16 protein-coding genes are annotated in these 16,912 nt (G+C 37.8%); 13 read left to right on the forward strand and 3 right to left on the reverse strand.

From position 1 onward, the window contains the following. Positions 1-751 precede the first annotated feature (751 nt). Genes pdhA through lpdA form a run of 4 tightly spaced genes read left to right on the forward strand, consistent with a single transcriptional unit; the run spans position 752 to position 5,626 of the window. Positions 752-1,864 (forward strand): pyruvate dehydrogenase (acetyl-transferring) E1 component subunit alpha, encoded by a 1,113-nt coding sequence (pdhA, locus tag ACIP9W_RS15535; protein WP_142537587.1) that lies wholly within the window; start codon positions 752-754, stop codon positions 1,862-1,864. A 3-nt stretch (positions 1,865-1,867) separates the two neighbouring features. Next, positions 1,868-2,845, forward strand: a complete 978-nt coding sequence (locus tag ACIP9W_RS15540; protein WP_400791167.1) for an alpha-ketoacid dehydrogenase subunit beta — start codon at positions 1,868-1,870, stop codon at positions 2,843-2,845. A gap of 29 nt (positions 2,846-2,874) precedes the next feature. Next, positions 2,875-4,209 (forward strand): dihydrolipoamide acetyltransferase family protein, encoded by a 1,335-nt coding sequence (locus tag ACIP9W_RS15545; RefSeq protein ID WP_400791169.1) that lies wholly within the window; start codon positions 2,875-2,877, stop codon positions 4,207-4,209. Positions 4,210-4,213: 4 nt separating this feature from the next. Next, entirely contained in the window at positions 4,214-5,626 is a 1,413-nt protein-coding gene (gene lpdA / locus ACIP9W_RS15550; protein WP_400791171.1) for a dihydrolipoyl dehydrogenase, read from the forward strand. 332 nt (positions 5,627-5,958) lie between these two features. On the opposite strand, the gene ACIP9W_RS15555 is transcribed toward lpdA, so the two are convergent. Continuing rightward, positions 5,959-6,837, reverse strand: coding sequence for a LysR family transcriptional regulator (locus ACIP9W_RS15555; RefSeq protein ID WP_400791173.1), 879 nt, complete (start codon positions 6,835-6,837; stop codon positions 5,959-5,961). A 159-nt stretch (positions 6,838-6,996) separates the two neighbouring features. Between ACIP9W_RS15555 and ACIP9W_RS15560 the strand changes: the two genes are divergently transcribed. The 7 genes from ACIP9W_RS15560 (at position 6,997) to ACIP9W_RS15590 (ending at position 13,140) form a co-directional block, all read left to right on the forward strand. Then, positions 6,997-7,779: an enoyl-CoA hydratase/isomerase family protein gene (locus ACIP9W_RS15560; RefSeq protein ID WP_400791175.1), complete on the forward strand. Its 783-nt coding sequence runs from the start codon at positions 6,997-6,999 to the stop codon at positions 7,777-7,779. A 39-nt stretch (positions 7,780-7,818) separates the two neighbouring features. Further along, complete coding sequence (locus tag ACIP9W_RS15565; protein ID WP_282245811.1) at positions 7,819-8,997, forward strand: acyl-CoA dehydrogenase family protein; 1,179 nt, start codon at positions 7,819-7,821, stop codon at positions 8,995-8,997. 15 nt (positions 8,998-9,012) lie between these two features. Beyond that, positions 9,013-9,882, forward strand: a complete 870-nt coding sequence (locus ACIP9W_RS15570) for a hydroxymethylglutaryl-CoA lyase (RefSeq protein ID WP_400791177.1) — start codon at positions 9,013-9,015, stop codon at positions 9,880-9,882. A 197-nt stretch (positions 9,883-10,079) separates the two neighbouring features. Further along, on the forward strand, positions 10,080-10,865 hold the full coding sequence (locus ACIP9W_RS15575; protein WP_400791179.1) for an SDR family NAD(P)-dependent oxidoreductase: 786 nt from the start codon (positions 10,080-10,082) through the stop codon (positions 10,863-10,865). A 74-nt stretch (positions 10,866-10,939) separates the two neighbouring features. Beyond that, positions 10,940-11,779, forward strand: a complete 840-nt coding sequence (locus ACIP9W_RS15580) for a polysaccharide deacetylase family protein (protein WP_400791181.1) — start codon at positions 10,940-10,942, stop codon at positions 11,777-11,779. 309 nt (positions 11,780-12,088) lie between these two features. Then, positions 12,089-12,466: a CidA/LrgA family protein gene (locus ACIP9W_RS15585; RefSeq protein WP_400791184.1), complete on the forward strand. Its 378-nt coding sequence runs from the start codon at positions 12,089-12,091 to the stop codon at positions 12,464-12,466. Beyond that, positions 12,463-13,140: an LrgB family protein gene (locus ACIP9W_RS15590; protein WP_400791186.1), complete on the forward strand. Its 678-nt coding sequence runs from the start codon at positions 12,463-12,465 to the stop codon at positions 13,138-13,140. Before ACIP9W_RS15585 ends, ACIP9W_RS15590 begins: the two co-directional genes overlap by 4 nt. A gap of 40 nt (positions 13,141-13,180) precedes the next feature. Here the strand turns inward: ACIP9W_RS15590 and ACIP9W_RS15595 are convergent, their stop codons facing one another. After that, a complete protein-coding gene (locus ACIP9W_RS15595; protein WP_400791189.1) occupies positions 13,181-14,650 on the reverse strand; it encodes an aminotransferase class I/II-fold pyridoxal phosphate-dependent enzyme in 1,470 nt (489 codons plus the stop codon). Between the two features lie 296 nt (positions 14,651-14,946). Between ACIP9W_RS15595 and ACIP9W_RS15600 the strand changes: the two genes are divergently transcribed. Both ACIP9W_RS15600 and ACIP9W_RS15605 read left to right on the forward strand, forming a co-directional pair. Beyond that, the gene (locus ACIP9W_RS15600) at positions 14,947-15,906 is read left to right on the forward strand and encodes an NAD(P)H-dependent flavin oxidoreductase (protein ID WP_400791191.1); all 960 of its coding nucleotides are present in this window, start codon (positions 14,947-14,949) and stop codon (positions 15,904-15,906) included. Between the two features lie 12 nt (positions 15,907-15,918). Then, positions 15,919-16,188: a UPF0223 family protein gene (locus ACIP9W_RS15605; RefSeq protein WP_400791194.1), complete on the forward strand. Its 270-nt coding sequence runs from the start codon at positions 15,919-15,921 to the stop codon at positions 16,186-16,188. A gap of 40 nt (positions 16,189-16,228) precedes the next feature. Here the strand turns inward: ACIP9W_RS15605 and ACIP9W_RS15610 are convergent, their stop codons facing one another. Further along, complete coding sequence (locus ACIP9W_RS15610; RefSeq protein ID WP_400791197.1) at positions 16,229-16,858, reverse strand: YktB family protein; 630 nt, start codon at positions 16,856-16,858, stop codon at positions 16,229-16,231. Positions 16,859-16,912: the final 54 nt, after the last annotated feature.

Below are 16,912 nucleotides of genomic sequence, written 5' to 3' on the forward strand. Positions count from 1 at the left end.
TAGGGAAACTGCGAAGTAGTCATCGACGTCTCACTTCAAGTAAACTTGTTTAATGAAAATTGATTGCTCTCAGGGGTAATTTGGTTGCTTTCAGTCTAGTCTAGTTGCTCTCAACAGACTTTTGGTTGCTCTCAGACTAGAACTGGTTGCTTTCGACAGCTGTTGGTTGCCCTTAGCCATTTTTTGGATTTACTTAGTCAAAAACTGTTGATGTTTTTGTTTTCAGCAAGTCGATCATAAATAAAAAGAAATTACCATTGATTTTCGCTTCAGGCGTCGACTCCTGCCGGATGAGGGAGCAAAATGAGCCATTCCAACGACGCCCAAAAGGGGATGGCTCATCGCTCACCCCACGGAAAGCGTCCGAATGTAGCGAAAATCACGGTGGACACCTAATAAAGCTTTACCGCACAGTTTCCCTATACTACACAAATTATCTTTTATAGAAAGCTTTGAAAGACGAGACTATTAAAGACTACCTAAGCTTTTTCTATTTATCTTAGAGAAGATAATACTAGAACATTTTTTCTGATTGGACGATGAAAAACTCTTATGAATTTATGAAACTGATATAATACAGACATAATTGGTGACTAGTACAGGGTGTAATAGTTTTAATATTCTATTAAGGATAATCAATGATTTTAGATGATTGACCGCAGATTTATCTTTGAGTATACTGAAAAGGAAAGATAGTTGTATTACTTATATCACAAGAAATTTTAATACAGAAGAAAAGGAGAGTTGCTATATGGCTGCAAACAAGTCACAGCAGTTAGACCCAAAGAAAACGCTTCAAGAAATTGAAGAAAAGTTTGAAATGTTCCAGATTTTAAACGAGGAAGGGAAAATTGTTAACGAAGAAGCAAATCCTAACTTATCAGATGAGGAATTAGTTGAATTAATGAGTCGAATGGTATTCACACGAATATTAGACCAACGTTCTATTTCACTAAACCGCCAAGGTCGTCTAGGATTCTATGCACCTACTGCTGGACAAGAAGCTTCTCAGCTTGCATCTCAATTCGCGCTCGAAAAAGAAGACTTTATCTTACCAGGTTACCGTGATGTACCTCAAATCGTATGGCATGGTCTACCTTTATATCAAGCATTCTTATTTTCTCGTGGACATTTCATGGGGAACCAAATTCCAGAAGATGTTAATGTATTCCCACCACAAATTATTATCGGTGCACAATTCATCCAAGCAGCTGGTGTAGCACTAGGAATGCAAAAACGTGGAAAGAAAGCGATTGCAATAACGTACACAGGAGATGGCGGTTCATCTCAAGGTGATTTCTATGAAGGTATTAACTTTGCAGGAGCATATCGTTCACCTGCTGTATTCATCGTACAAAATAACCAATACGCTATTTCTACACCACGTGAGTTGCAAACTTCTGCGAAAACAATTGCACAAAAAGGGATTGCAGCAGGGATTCCAAGTGTACAAGTAGATGGAATGGATCCATTAGCAGTTTATGTTGCAACAAAAGATGCTAGAGAGCGTGCAATTAATGGTGAAGGGCCAAGCTTGATTGAAACTGTATGTTACCGATTCGGTCCTCATACGATGGCTGGGGATGACCCAACTCGTTACCGTACGTCTGATACAGATTCTGTTTGGGAAAAGAGAGACCCATTAGTTCGTTTCCGCTTGTACCTAGAAGCAAAAGGTATTTGGAATGAAGCGAAAGAAGAAGAAATCATTGAAAAAGCAAAAGAAGAAATTAAAGAAGCAATCAAAAAAGCAGATGCTGCTCCAAAACAAAAAGTAACAGACTTGATCAATATTATGTACGAAGAAAACCCATATAATTTAGATGAGCAATTAGCTTACTATACTGAGAAGGAGTCGAAGTAACCGATGGCACAATTAACGATGATTCAAGCAATTACGGAAGCACTCCGTACCGAGCTTAAAAATGATGAAAACGTTCTAGTCTTCGGTGAAGACGTTGGCGTTAACGGAGGAGTATTCCGTGCGACGGAAGGATTACAAAAAGAATTCGGAGAAGACCGTGTATTCGACACACCTTTAGCTGAATCTGGTATTGGTGGTCTTGCAGTAGGTTTAGCACTTCAAGGATTCCGTCCAGTTCCTGAAATTCAATTCTTTGGTTTTGTATTTGAAGTTATGGATTCTATTAGTGGACAACTTGCTCGTATGCGTTTCCGTACAGGAGGAGCATATAATGCACCTGTTACAATCCGTTCTCCATTCGGTGGAGGGGTTCATACACCAGAAATGCATGCGGATAGTTTAGAGTTACTTATGACATCTACACCAGGTGTAAAAGTAGTTATTCCTTCTACTCCGTACGATGCAAAAGGTTTATTGATCTCTGCGATTCGCGATAACGACCCTGTTATTTTCTTAGAGCATATGAAACTATATCGTTCATTCCGTGGGGAAGTTCCGGAAGAAGAGTATACAATTCCACTAGGAAAAGCAGATGTAAAACGTGAAGGTTCAGATTTAACGATCATTTCATATGGTGCAATGGTACACGAAAGCTTAAAAGCTGCTGAAGAGTTAGAAAAAGAAGGACACTCTGTAGAAGTTATTGACTTACGTACGATTCAACCACTTGATATTGAAACAATTATTGCATCTGTTGAAAAAACAAACCGTGCGATCGTTGTTCAAGAAGCACAAAAACAAGCAGGTATTGCTTCCAATGTAGTTGCTGAAATTACGGAAAGAGCTATTTTAAGTTTAGAAGCTCCAGTTTTACGAGTTGCGGCTCCAGATACTGTTTACCCATTCTCTCAAGCAGAAACGGTTTGGTTACCTGGTGTTAAGGATATAGTAGAAACAGCGAAAAAAGTTTTAACGTTCTAAAAAAATAAAAAATAGAAAGGGTGAATACTGTGGCATTTGAATTTCGATTACCAGATATCGGTGAAGGTATACACGAAGGCGAAATCGTTAAATGGTTTGTGAAGGCCGGCGATGAAGTACAAGAAGACGATATTTTATGTGAAGTACAAAATGATAAAGCAGTTGTAGAAATTCCTTCTCCAGTTAAAGGAAAAGTAACAGAGGTATTAGTTAGCGAAGGAACAGTTGCAGTTGTTGGTGATGTGCTTATTAAAATTGATGCTCCTGGATATGAGGATCTTCAGTTTAAAGGGCAAGACAATGGGGAAGAAAAAACAGAAGCACAAGTACAAGCTACTGCTGAAGGTGGTCAAGAGATTGACAAAGAAACAGTGGAAGCTCCTGCTAAAAAAGAAGCAGCAACAACTGAACAACCAAAAGGTGAAAAACGCGTAATCGCAATGCCTTCTGTTCGTAAATTTGCTCGTGATAAAGAAGTAAATATTGCAGATGTAACTGGTTCAGGGAAAAATGGTCGTATTTTAAAAGAAGATATTGAAGCATTTTTAACTGGAGACCAAAAACCTGCAGAGGTTTCCGCTTCAGAAGAAACAGCGGAACCAATCCAAAAAGAGTCGAAAGCAGAAGAAAAAACTGCTGCTCCTGTAGTACTTGAAGGAGAATTCCCTGAAACGCGCGAAAAACTTTCACCAATGCGTAAAGCAATCGCAAAAGCAATGGTACATTCGAAACACACTGCTCCACACGTAACATTGATGGATGAAGTAGATGTGACAGAACTTGTTGCACATCGCAAAAAATTCAAAGAGATTGCGGCGGAGAAAAATATTAAGTTAACTTACTTACCTTATGTAGTAAAAGCACTTGTAAGTACGCTAAGAGAATTCCCACAATTAAACACATCTTATGACGATGAAACAAATGAAGTAATTCAAAAACATTATTTCAACATCGGTATTGCAGCGGATACAGATAAAGGACTAGTTGTGCCTGTTATTAAAAACGCAGATCGCCAATCTGTATTTGCAATTTCGGATCAAATTAATGCGCTTGCAACAAAAGCTCGCGACGGTAAATTAACTGCTGCGGAAATGAAAGGTGCATCTTGCTCGATTACGAATATTGGCTCTGCTGGAGGTCAATGGTTTACACCAGTAATTAACCATCCAGAAGTTGCAATTCTCGGAATTGGTCGAATTTCAGAAAAACCTGTAATAAAAAATAGTGAAATTGTAGCTGCTCCTGTGTTAGCATTATCATTGAGCTTTGATCATCGAATGATCGATGGTGCGACTGCACAACATGCGTTGAACCATATTAAACGTTTGCTTAGCAGTCCAGAACTATTATTAATGGAGGCGTAAAAAAATGGTAGTTGGAGATTTCCCGATCGAAACAGATACTTTAGTAATTGGTTCAGGCCCTGGAGGATATGTAGCTGCAATTCGTGCTGCACAAACAGGACAAAAAGTAGTAGTAGTAGAAAAAGAGCATATTGGTGGAGTTTGTCTAAACGTAGGATGTATTCCTTCTAAAGCTTTGATTTCTGTTGGTCACCGTTTTGAGCATGCAAAACATTCAGATGACATGGGTATTACAGCAACTGATGTGAAGATTGACTTTTCAAAAGCTCAAGCTTTCAAAGATGGCGTTGTAAAAAAATTAACTAGTGGTGTTTCTGGTTTATTAAAAGGAAACAAAATCGATGTAGTAATGGGCGAAGCATATTTCGTTGATGCAAACACAGTTCGTGTAATGGATGAAAATTCTGCACAAACGTATAAATTTAAACATGCAATTATCGCAACTGGATCTCGTCCAGTAGAAATTCCAACATTTAAATTTACGAAACGTGTACTTAGCTCAACTGGTGCATTAAATTTATCTGAAGTTCCAGAAAAATTAGTTGTAATCGGTGGAGGATACATTGGTACTGAGCTTGGTTCTGCATTCGCTAACTTAGGCTCAAATGTAACAATTATCGAAGGCGGAGACGATATTTTAGCTGGATTCGAAAAGCAAATGACAACTATCGTTAAAAAAGGCCTAAAGAAAAAAGGCGTAGAAATTGCAGTTAAAGCTTCTGCAAAAGGTGTGGAAGAATCTGATACTGGCGTAGTAGTTACATATGAAGTTGTCGGAGAAGAGAAAAAAGTGGAAGCTGACTATGTATTAGTAACGGTAGGCCGTCGTCCAAACACGGATGAAATTGGATTAGAAGAACTAGGTATTAAATTCGCAGAACGCGGATTATTAGAAGTAGATAAGCAATGTCGCACAAGCATTGAGAATATCTTTGCTATCGGTGATATCGTTGCAGGACCTCAACTTGCACATAAAGCTTCTTACGAAGGAAAAGTTGCTGCTGAAGCAATTGCAGGGCAAACTTCGGTTGTAGATTACTTAGCAATTCCTGCAGTATGCTTTACAGACCCAGAAATGGCTACAGTTGGTTTAAACGAAGCACAAGCAAAAGAACAAGGCTATGACGTTGCTTCTGGGAAATTCCCATTTGGAGCAAATGGTCGTGCACTTGCACTTAACGCTACAGATGGTTTCGTAAAACTTGTTTCTCGTAAAGAGGACGGTTTACTACTTGGAGCACAAATCATTGGTCAAGGAGCTTCTGATATGATTGCTGAACTTGGTTTAGCAATTGAAGCCGGTATGACAGTAGAAGATATCGCAATGACTATTCATGCTCACCCAACTTTAGGTGAAATTGCAATGGAAGCTGCGGAAGTAGTTATGGGTCACCCGATTCATATTCTTTCTAAATAAGATAGATAGAGTCTCTCAAAGTTATTTACTTTGAGAGACTCTTTTTTTGTCTAAATCACATACGGATTAGGTTAATCGAAATCTATTTGTCCTATCTAAAAATTTGGAAAATTTTGATTTATGCACATTATACATAGATATGATGTGTAATTTGCTTTGTCTTTAAAAAAGAGGAATTCTATAATTGGTAATAAGAAGTATTCCTTTGTGGTAAGAAGTAACTGGGAGAAGTATTGAATGGTTTGTTAGTAAGTGAGGGGAGGAATTATATCGACCAGCAAGAAGGCTGAAATCAATTACGCGAAAAGCGTAATTGATCATTCCATTATAATTTATTTTTCATGATAGGAAAAAATAAAATCTTTAAAGAAAAGAACGGCTTTTGACATATATCCTTCTTTTTTATGTATTAAGTATATCGTTCGATCGATATTCAAATCTAAAATGGGAATTATTTTTATATCATTGAAATTTTGAACGACAGATTCTGGTACAAGTGCGATGCCCATATTGGATGAAACCAAGCCAATGATACTATTAATTTCTAATCCATCATAGGAAATATGAATATCTACATTGTATTTTAAGAATATAGAATCGATTAATTTTCTCAATTCAGTATCCGCATTGTAATGGATGAAGTTCTCTTGCTCAATCTCTTCTAGCTGAATATGTTTCATTTGGGAGAACCGATGTTGGCTAGAGGCGATTAACACGATTTTCTCTTTGAAAATCGGATTATAGTCTAAATCGGAAAAAGATTGGTATTGGGTCGCAAACCCTAAATCAGCTTCATTTGTGAGTAAATCTTTAACAATTAAAGGGGCTTTGTCTTCATTTAATGTAATCGTATGACCGGGATTTGCAAGTTGAAATTCCTTTAATAATGAAGGAATATAGTTTAATCCCAAGCTATGAACAAATGAAATAGAAATATTACCGAAATCTGGATGAATAAGTTGAGATAGATTTGATTTTGAAATTTCTACTTGACCCACAATTTTTTTTGCATCCTTTAAAAATACTTTTCCATATCTATTTAACAAGACCTTTCTGTTTTTTCGATCAAATAAAGGAACGCCTAACTCTTTTTCTAAAGATGTTATGGAGCGGCTTAAAGCAGATTGCGACAAGTCTAAAATTTCTGAAGCTCTTGTCATATGTTCTTGCTCTGCAGCAACAATAAAGTAATGTAATTGCGTTATATCCACATCAATCCCCCCACGTTGTTGGAAATGTATAATCTAGTATAGTTTTACACTCTATTGGGGCTAACGTCAATTTAATTATCAGAAGAATTTTCTTAAAATTCGATAAAATAAATTAGAAATAAGTGTTCATTCTTTAAATAATTTGAAGGAAGTGGAAAAATGACTTATTTACAAATTAGTAGAACTGGAACAAATCAACAAATCGCTGTAATTAAATTAAATCGCCCAGAAGCTCGTAACGCATTTAATACGGAAATGGCAACGGAAATATTAAATACCCTTCAAACGATCTCTAAATCTGATGTGAGAGTAGTAGTAATCTCATCAAGCAATCCGAAAGCATTTTGTTCAGGTGCCGATTTAAAAGAACGTAATGGGATGACAGAGGAAGAATGGAAAGCGCAACATAAACTGTTTGAGGAAATGTTCTATGCAATTGCTGATCTACCACAACCTGTAATTGCTGCGGTCGATGGTTTTGCTCTTGCTGGAGGATTTGAAATCGTCTTGAATTGTGATTTTATCGTTGCTGCACAAACTGCTACGTTTGGACTTCCTGAAGCGACGCGCGGAATTATGCCCGGGGGTGGTGGAACACGATTACTTCCTAAAAGGGTCGGAGTCCATGTTGCGAAAGAGTGGGTATGTACCGGTCGAATGGTTACCGCAGAGGAAGCGGAGAAAGCCGGCTTACTTAATCGACTGACAACCTCCGAGCAGCTATTAGATGAGGCGTATGAGCTTGCGGAAATGCTAGCAAAGAATGCACCAATAGCTGTTCAAAATTGCAAGAAAGCCGTGGATTCTTTATTTGGAATGGAAGACATGCAAGCAAGAAAAGAGGAGCTCGTATTTTACAATCACTGTGTAAATACAGAAGATCGCTTGGAAGGTGTTTTAGCGTTTGTTGAAAAACGTGCTCCTCAATTTGCTGGAAAATAAGCTTTTCATAAAACATCAAAAAAATGGAGGAATTTATACATGAAAACTACTGAATTGCACATTAGCACACCTGAATTTCAAGAAGAGCTTCGTCAAAGTGTAAGAACGATTTGTAAAGATTATCCGGATGAATATTGGAGAAAGTTAGATGAAACGAACGCATACCCTGAAGAATTTGTAACCGCTTTATCAGAAGCAGGTTTCTTAGCTGCACTTATTCCAGAAGAATACGGTGGGTCAGGATTATCAGTTACAGATGCTTCCATTATTATGGAAGAAATTAACCGCTCAGGAGCAAATGCAGGTGCATGCCATGCACAAATGTATACGATGGGAACTTTATTACGTCATGGATCTGAAGAGCAAAAGCAAAAATACTTACCTAAAATTGCTGACGGATCTCTAAGACTGCAAGCTTTTGGAGTCACAGAGCCTAATACAGGTTCAGACACTACCCAATTAAAAACCGTAGCTGTTCGTAAAGGAGATAAATATATCGTCAACGGGCAAAAAGTATTTATTTCACGTGCTGAATATTCGGATCTTATGCTTTTACTTGTCCGTACAACGCCAATTGATCAAGTGAAAAAACGGACAGAAGGTTTATCTGTATTATTAGTTGACTTGAACGAAGCTGTTGGAAACGGTATCACTATAAAACCTATTCGAACGATGATGAATCATGCTACGACAGAACTTTTCATTGAAGATTTGGAAGTCCCTGTAGAAAATTTAATCGGTGAAGAAGGAAAAGGTTTTTCTTATATTCTGGATGGTATGAATGTTGAACGCATTCTAATAGCTGCGGAATGTATAGGGGATGGCTATTGGTTTGTGGATCGTGCAGCTAAGTATGCGAAGGAAAGAGTAGTCTTTAATAGACCAATTGGTCAGAATCAAGGCGTTCAGTTTCCGATTGCCAAGTCCTATGTCCATTTAGAAGCGGCAGACTTAATGAGATTCCAAGCAGCTAGATTGTATGATGAAGGAAAAGCGTGCGGGAAAGAAGCTAATATGGCTAAATTACTCTCTGCTGATGCTTCATGGGAAGCGGCGAATGCTTGTCTTCAAACCCATGGTGGCTTTGGATTTGCGGAGGAATATGATGTGGAAAGGAAATTTAGAGAAACAAGATTATATCAAGTAGCACCAATTTCGACAAACTTAATATTATCTTATGTTGCACAGCATGTGCTCGGCATGCCAAGATCTTATTAATATCGGAGGTGTATGATGAATATTCCTAAGAAAATAGAATTGATTGAGGTCAGCCCAAGAGATGGGTTACAAAATGAGCCGAAGCCAATTTCGACAGAATCTAAAAAGGATCTGATCCGTCAACTTGCAGCAGCCGGGTTTTCACGTATGGAAACTGCTGCATTTGTAAGCCCTAAATGGGTACCACAAATGGCTGATGCAGATGAGATCAGTCAGTATTGCAATGAATTAGGCATTACTTATATAGCTTTAACTCCAAATTTAAAAGCACTGGAACGAGCAATCCAAGCAAATGTTTCACAAATTGCTGTATTCATTGGGGCGAGTTCAACGTTCAACCAAAAAAATATTAATAAGACAACAGAGGAATCTCTTTTAGAAACAGAAAAAATGTTTAAGCTTGCAAAACAACAGGGGATTTTCACTAGAGCTTATGTTTCCATGTCGTTTGCTTGTCCATACCAAGGGAAAGTTTCTTTTGAAGAGTTAAATTATGTTTGTCGACGTTTTGTGGAATTAGGGGCAGATGAAATCGACATAGGTGATACAAATGGTTATGCGAATCCTAAGATTGTTTATGACCGATTCGCAAGACTGAAAGACTTATATCCAGACACTGTTTTTGTCGGCCACTTCCACGATACACGGAAAATGGCATTGGCTAATACGCTAGCAGCTATGCAAGCTGGAATCGATAAGTTTGATAGCTCGATCGGAGGGCTAGGTGGTTGTCCATTTTCACCGGGGGCAACCGGAAATTTGGCTACTGAAGAAGTGGCGTTGATGCTTTCGGAAATGGGTGTAGAAACAAGTTTAAAGTTAGAGGAAATTAATAAAATTGTTCCTTTTGCCAAGTCCCTTTCTAGTCGTCTGCAGCCTGTATGATAGCAATTTAGAGTAAAAATGATTGGCTGTTAAGTTTTTTGAATACGAATAAAAGAGGGGCGGAAAGTGACCAATCACTTCTCGTCCCTCTTAACATTTTTCAAGTTTTATAAATAAAATGAAAATATTGCCCGAAATATGAAAATTGAATCTATAATAAATAAGAGAGTAAAAATAATAATGTAGGAGGAACTAAAATGGAGTTAGGACTAAAAGGGAAAGTAGCGGTAATAACGGGATCAAGTAAAGGAATTGGCTTGTATACAGCCTTACAGTTAGTTAAAGAAGGCGCATCTGTTACCATTTGCGCGCGTGGGAAAGAACAATTGGAAGAGGCAGCGAAGTTTATAAAAAATGAAACAGGGAAAGAAGTATTAATAGTATCTGCTGACATTACAAACGAGCAGGAATGTCAAAAAATTATTCAAGAAACTATCGAGCATTATGGAAAATTAGACATCCTCATAAATAATGCTGGGACTTCATCAGCGAATCCTTTCGAGTCCGTTGATACGGAGTTATGGCATACAGATTTAGATTTAAAGGTATTTGGAGCGATACATACTTCGAAAGCTGCCATTCCTTATATGCGAAAAGAGGGGGGAGGATCGATTGTAAACGTGACTGCGGTGTTAGGGAAAACACCACCTGCCTCTTCGTTACCTACAACGGTAAGTCGAGCTGCCGGTATGGCTCTAACTAAAGCGATGAGTAAGGATTTAGGGAAAGATAATATACGAGTAAATACAGTATGTATCGGGTTAATACGAAGTGGCCAGTTAGAAAAGCGTTGGTTAAATGAGGAACCGGAGCTTTCTTGGGAAGAATACTCTAAAAAGGTTGTCGGGCCGTCAATTCCACTTGGAAGAATTGGTGAAACAGCCGAAGCTGCAAACGTCATTACTTTTTTAGTTTCAGATGCGGCGTCGTACGTGACAGGGACAGCAGTTAATATTGATGGTGGATCTGGCGGTACACTTTAATTTAGACAACAGAAGCCGTGTAGAAATTCTTTACACGGCTTTCTTTATTACATATTCAACATGATTGAAAGGAAATGGTGATCAGATTGAAAAAAACAGCATGGATATTACTAACAGCTTGTATACTTATACTTTCAGCATGTGGCCTTGCAGAAGAAAAAACTACTACTGAAAAAGAAACTGAACAAACAACAGAGGTTAGTGGCGAAGAGAAAGTAGAAGTAACACAAGAAATAGTGGAAGAAGAACCAAAAGAAGAACCAACAGAAGAAATTCAAGAACCACTGTATGAATTAAATCCAGCCAACTGGACATTACAACCGATTGGAGATGCTAGTCCAAAGGCAGTGCTACTTACAATTGATGATGCTCCAGATAAATATGCTGTAGAAATGGCGAAAACCTTGAAAGACTTAGATGTACCAGCCATCTTTTTTGTAAATGGGCACTTCCTTGAAACAGATGAACAAAAAGCGAATCTAAAAGAAATCTATGATATGAGCTTTGCTATTGGAAACCATACACAGACGCATGCTAATCTGAAAGACATTTCGGAGGAACAGCAACAAGAAGAAATTTTAAATGTTAATGAAACAGTGGAAGCTGTTATTGGAGAAAAGCCTAAGTTTTTCCGCGCACCATTTGGTATAAACACTGATTTTAGTAGATCACTAGTTGAAAATGAAGGAATGCAACTAATGAATTGGACGTATGGGTATGACTGGGAAAAAGAATATATGAATGCGGAAAGTCTTAAAGATATAATGGTTAACACGGAATATTTAACAGATGGTGCAAATTTATTAATGCATGATCGAAAATGGACTGCAGAGGCATTACCTGGAATTGTAGAAGGTTTTCGTGCAAAAGGTTATGACTTTATAGATCCTCATACAATAAAAGGAATAGAATAGCACAAGCATCGGTTATCGACTGAATTGGTCGGTAACCATTTTTGTATGTATTCAGTGTGATGGAACAACAGAGTTATATTAGAAATAGCGTCATGATTACTATGATAAAATCATAATTTGTTTAAGGCTCACTAACAATATTGCTATTCCTCCTTGTAAATGTAGCGCGAAAAAAGTTGTAGATTGGTATTTCTTTACATCCTAAATAAGAATTTACTCTGGACGTAATGGGTAAACGAGCGTAAAATGTTTCCTATTGATAATTTTGGAGGTGAGTACTTTAAAGGAATAGCCTTTTAAAGCAACCATATGAAAAAATATATTCGCATAGTTCTTCAAATTTGTATATTATATTTATTTTCTTTTTTAGGTAATTTTATTGTCGAAATGCTACATATTAAATTTCCGGGAAGTATCGTAGGGTTATTATTACTTCTAGGGTGCTTGCACTTAAAAATAATTCCTGTTCAAGTGATAAAAGAGGGTGCAGGTTTCTTATTAGGAATACTTGCTTTATTTTTTATACCTTCCACTGTCGGAGTAATGAATTATCCAGAGTTAATGTCTATTAACGGTATATTACTAGTTTTTTCAGTGATTATTAGTACAGTGCTTACGATTTTAGTAACCGGAAAATTATGTCAGCACTTAGAAGGTCGGAAAGCAGGAGAGGAAGAAGTGCAATGATAGCAATTAGTATGATGATCGGAACGATTGTAATTTTTTTACTCATGAGAAAACTAAACGCAAGATTTTCAACTCCTCTTCTATTACCAGTGCTCACAGCAACTATTTTAATTATTATTCTATTAAAATCTTTCTCTCTCTCCTATGCTACATATATGACTGGGGCTAAATGGATAGATGCAATGCTAGGACCAGCTGTAGTTAGTATGGCTTATCCATTATATGCCCAACGACATATTATTAAGCAAAATATGTTTTCTATATTAACTAGTGTTGTCGTTGCTATGCTCTCAGGATTAGTGAGTATTATCGTTTTTGCTAAACTACTAAATTTAAGTAACGATTATATATTGTCTCTATTGCCAAAATCGATTACGACTCCTATAGCAATGCAGATTAGTGAAGCTATTGGAGGCTTTCCTTCATTAACTGCCGTATTTGTTATTATCGCTGGTATAACTGGTGCGCTACTCGGTCCATCTATTTTTAAAATAGCTCATATAGAGAAGTCGGTCAGCAGGGGAATATCTTTGGGGAGCGCTTCACATGGAATTGGGGTGTCTAAACTCACAGAATACGGAGAAAAAGCGTTGTCTATGGGAACGGTATCAATGACATTGAGTGCGATCATTGGAGCTTTTATGGGTCCTATTTTTGCGTTATTTTTTCATTAAAAAAGGAGAGATGTAGGTATAATCTCTCCTTTTTTTATGGTTAAAAAATTGCTTGATGTTCTTTTATCACATGAATCATTTCTAAAGTATCATCTTCCGGTCCTTGCACAGGTAGACCTGCTTCTAAATTCATTGTAATGTAGTTAATATTTCCTGGTGTAATTATTTCCCCGGGAATAAAAATAGGAATACCAGGAGGGTAAACCATGACGAACTCAGCAGAAATACGACCACTTGCCTCTTTTAATGGAATCTGCTCGGTAGCTGCATAAAATGCATCTCTTGGCGACATAGCAAGTCCAGGAATATCTGGTAATGTAACAGATGGCTCTATTACAACTGCCTCTGATTCATGCGCTTCCACCATACGAGAAAGGGCATTTATAAGTAAGTTCGTTTCTTTTTCCGTATCTCCGATTGTGATTAAACAAAGAATATTATACAAATCGGAAAGCTCCACTTCGATATTCGCTTTTTCTCTAAGCCAAATCTCCGCTTCGTATCCAGTCATACCTAAGTTTTTCACACTTATTAATAACTTTGTAGGATCCATATCGAAGGTCGCGGATGTTTGTAGAATCTCTTCTCCAACGCAGTGAATATGAGGAATCTCGTTAATGCGAATACGCGCATCATTGGCAACTCTAATCGCCTCTCCGATCAGATCCTCACCGTGGATAGCTAATTGCCTTCTAGCGGTATCTAATGATGCTAGAAGAGGATAGGAAGTAGATGTAGTTGTTAGCATAGACAATATCGATTGCACTCGTTTAGTAGAAACAAGACCTTCCCGCACATTTAAAATGGAACTCTGTGTCATAGAACCACCCAATTTATGAACAGAGGTAGCAGCCATATCTGCACCAGCCTCCATAGCAGAAATAGGGAGCGATTTATGGAAGTGAATATGTACGCCATGAGCTTCATCCACTACTACAGGAATACCTCTTTCATGCGCGATATCTACAATTTTTTTTAGATCTGCAGCTAGTCCAAAATAGGTAGGATTAATAACAAGTAACCCTTTTGCATCTGGGTGTACTTCTAATGCTTTTTCAACTGATTCAACGGAAATTCCATGAGAAATACCAAGTTCTTTATCTACTTCTGGATGGATAAAAACGGGAATAGCACCTGCAAAAACGATTGCAGACATAATAGATTTATGAACATTCCGCGGTACTAGAATTTTATCTCCAGGACCACAAATTGTAAGAATCATCGTCATAATGGCACCGCTTGTCCCTTGTACAGAGAAGAAAGTTTCATCTGCCCCAAAAGCTTCTGCGGCTAAACGTTGTGCTTTTTTTATCGCACCTTTAGGAGAATGTAAATCATCCAAAGGGGCAATATTAATCAAATCTATAGAAAGTATATTATCTCCAACGAACTCACGAAATGCTGGGTCCATCCCTTTCCCTTTTTTATGTCCAGGAATATGAAACTGGATAGGATGACGATTTCGATGCTTTAGTAAGGCATCGAATAAAGGAGTTTCTAATTGTGACAACGCTCATACCACCTCTAGTTAAAATAATTTTTTGTCTAGCTTCAGCGCCTTGCCCCTCGGGAGCAAAGGGGAAAAAGCTGCTCCTGCGCAAGCTCGTCGCAAACAAAATCGCTTGTGGTGGCTGAAGAGCTGCCTCCTCGCTTTTTTCCATTTGCCTGTCGGGTCAGACATAGGCGCTTACACATTTCTTAAAACAAATGAATTATAGCACTTTCCCAGTTTCATGACTATAAAAAATATTTGTCAATTGAATCAGATGGATAATTCTTCTATACTGAAAAGTAGGAGGGATGAGAATGAATTTTCAGACAAAGGTATCCGATTTATTGGGTGTAAAATATCCAATCATTCAAGGTGGACTTGCTTATTTGGCTTATTCTGATCTTTGTGCAGCTGTATCAAACGCGGGAGGTCTAGGTCAAGTAACTGCTATGAGCTTAAAAACGCCGGAAGAATTGAGAACGGAAATTAGGAGGGTAAGGGAGTTAACAGATAAACCATTCGGAGTTAACTTCGCTATCGGTCAAACTGGAAGACCTTATGAGCATATGCTACAAGTGGCAATTGACGAGGAAGTTCCGGCTATTTCCATGACAGGAGGAAATCCAGCGCCTATTTTAGAAAAGCTTGCAAACACTTCTATAAAAAAATTAGTGCTCGTTGCTGCAAAACGCCAAGCTCAAAAAGCGGAACAGCTTGGAGCAGATGCAGTGATGGTTGTGGGTCAAGAAGGTGGTGGACATTTAGGAAGGGACGATATTGGTACGATCGTTTTAATCCCCCAAGTAGTAGATGCAGTGTCGATTCCAGTGATAGCTTCTGGAGGAATTGCAGATGGTAGAGGTTGGATGGCTGCTCACGCCCTTGGTGCAGAAGGAATTGAGATGGGTACTCGATTCATCGCAACAAAGGAATGCGTCCATGCTTCAGAAGCATATAAACAAGCATTAATTGCAAGCCAGGAGACGGATACTACCGTGATTAAACGATCTATTGGTGCACCAGCCAGAGCGATTAAAAATGAATGGACACAAGAAATTTTACGTATTGAATCTGAAAATCCAACATATGATGCATTAAAAGAACACATTAGCGGCAAAGCAAATAAGCAGTTTATCTATGAAGGTAACGAAGAAAAAGGGTTTGGCTGGGCAGGGCAGTCTATTGGACTGATACATGATATACCGTCAACGGAAGAACTAATAGAACGAATGGTAAAAGAAGCAATAGAAATAAGAGAAAAATGGCAACAGTAGGAGGAGAGAATAATGGAATACACATATCCGTTTTCTATAGATTGGTCTACAGAGGAAATAGTGGATGTCGTCCAATTTTTTGAAGCAATTGAAAAAGCGTATGAAAAGGGTGTAAAGCGAGAAGAATTATTAATGAAATACAGACGCTTTAAAGAAATTGTGCCATCTATAGCAGAAGAAAAAACATATTTTCGGGAATTCGAAAAAGAAAGCGGTTACGCAAGTTATCCAATAGTGAAAATGATGAAAGAAAAAAGCGATCTCAATATTATAAAAGGATAAAGCTTTTCTCCTATAGCTTGAAAGCTATAGGAGAAAAATTCTACTTCATATTAATCATCGTTTTATAAATAGGTAATAGGTATTCGAAAGTTTCATCAACCAACTGGTAGAATTCGTCTTCTGAGAATTTGATTGCCTCTTCTTTAGAGATATGACGACCTACTAAAAATTCGGCTTTTTTCACATCATGTAGTCGCGTTAATAAATCCTTTAATTCCCCTTTTTTAGCTTTTTTCAAAGGAATAGCATCTGGTTTCATATGATCTCCAGAAACTATGAAATCATCCGGTAACTTATTGAATAAGCTTTTCTTCTTTAATAATTTTTCCGCTATAGCTACTTTATCAGGTGCTTCGTAAATGACAGCTACAATGATAAATAAGTGGCTTCCCCACAGTCCAATTTGAAAGTGTGGTAACGCTTTATAACCTCTTTTATATGGTGCAAACGCGACCCAACTATCGTTTGGGGGATTGACGGAGCGTCTAGCATGTTTGGCTACATGTGGAAAGAACTCGTTCCCTAGAGTACCCGAAAAATAATGACTATAATGCATTCCTAGTTTTTCGAATTTTGGACGAACGTTTTCTATAAGGGCATTCATTCTATTTTCTAAACCATCCACTTCGAATACATCAAAGTCTTTGGCTTCCCAAAATGTTTTGTTCATTTGTAAACTCCTTTCGTTTTCCATGTTTATTTTATAGGAAATATGGGTAAAAAT

Origin of the sequence: Psychrobacillus sp. NPDC093180, from assembly GCF_044754065.1 — a bacterium.
Taxonomy (GTDB): domain Bacteria; phylum Bacillota; class Bacilli; order Bacillales_A; family Planococcaceae; genus Psychrobacillus.

What these genes read in the sequence shown, in the direction of transcription:
- ACIP9W_RS15560 (WP_400791175.1), top strand. Translation starts at nt 6,997, where the DNA reads ATGACTTATTTACAAATTAGTAGAACTGGAACAAATCAACAAATCGCT.
- ACIP9W_RS15565 (WP_282245811.1), top strand. Translation starts at nt 7,819, where the DNA reads ATGAAAACTACTGAATTGCACATTAGCACACCTGAATTTCAAGAAGAG.
- ACIP9W_RS15540 (WP_400791167.1), top strand. Translation starts at nt 1,868, where the DNA reads ATGGCACAATTAACGATGATTCAAGCAATTACGGAAGCACTCCGTACC.
- ACIP9W_RS15580 (WP_400791181.1), top strand. Translation starts at nt 10,940, where the DNA reads ATGGTGATCAGATTGAAAAAAACAGCATGGATATTACTAACAGCTTGT.
- pdhA (WP_142537587.1), top strand. Translation starts at nt 752, where the DNA reads ATGGCTGCAAACAAGTCACAGCAGTTAGACCCAAAGAAAACGCTTCAA.
- ACIP9W_RS15575 (WP_400791179.1), top strand. Translation starts at nt 10,080, where the DNA reads ATGGAGTTAGGACTAAAAGGGAAAGTAGCGGTAATAACGGGATCAAGT.
- ACIP9W_RS15585 (WP_400791184.1), top strand. Translation starts at nt 12,089, where the DNA reads ATGAAAAAATATATTCGCATAGTTCTTCAAATTTGTATATTATATTTA.
- ACIP9W_RS15590 (WP_400791186.1), top strand. Translation starts at nt 12,463, where the DNA reads ATGATAGCAATTAGTATGATGATCGGAACGATTGTAATTTTTTTACTC.
- ACIP9W_RS15610 (WP_400791197.1), bottom strand. Translation starts at nt 16,858, where the DNA reads ATGAACAAAACATTTTGGGAAGCCAAAGACTTTGATGTATTCGAAGTG.
- ACIP9W_RS15605 (WP_400791194.1), top strand. Translation starts at nt 15,919, where the DNA reads ATGGAATACACATATCCGTTTTCTATAGATTGGTCTACAGAGGAAATA.
- ACIP9W_RS15570 (WP_400791177.1), top strand. Translation starts at nt 9,013, where the DNA reads ATGAATATTCCTAAGAAAATAGAATTGATTGAGGTCAGCCCAAGAGAT.
- ACIP9W_RS15600 (WP_400791191.1), top strand. Translation starts at nt 14,947, where the DNA reads ATGAATTTTCAGACAAAGGTATCCGATTTATTGGGTGTAAAATATCCA.
- lpdA (WP_400791171.1), top strand. Translation starts at nt 4,214, where the DNA reads ATGGTAGTTGGAGATTTCCCGATCGAAACAGATACTTTAGTAATTGGT.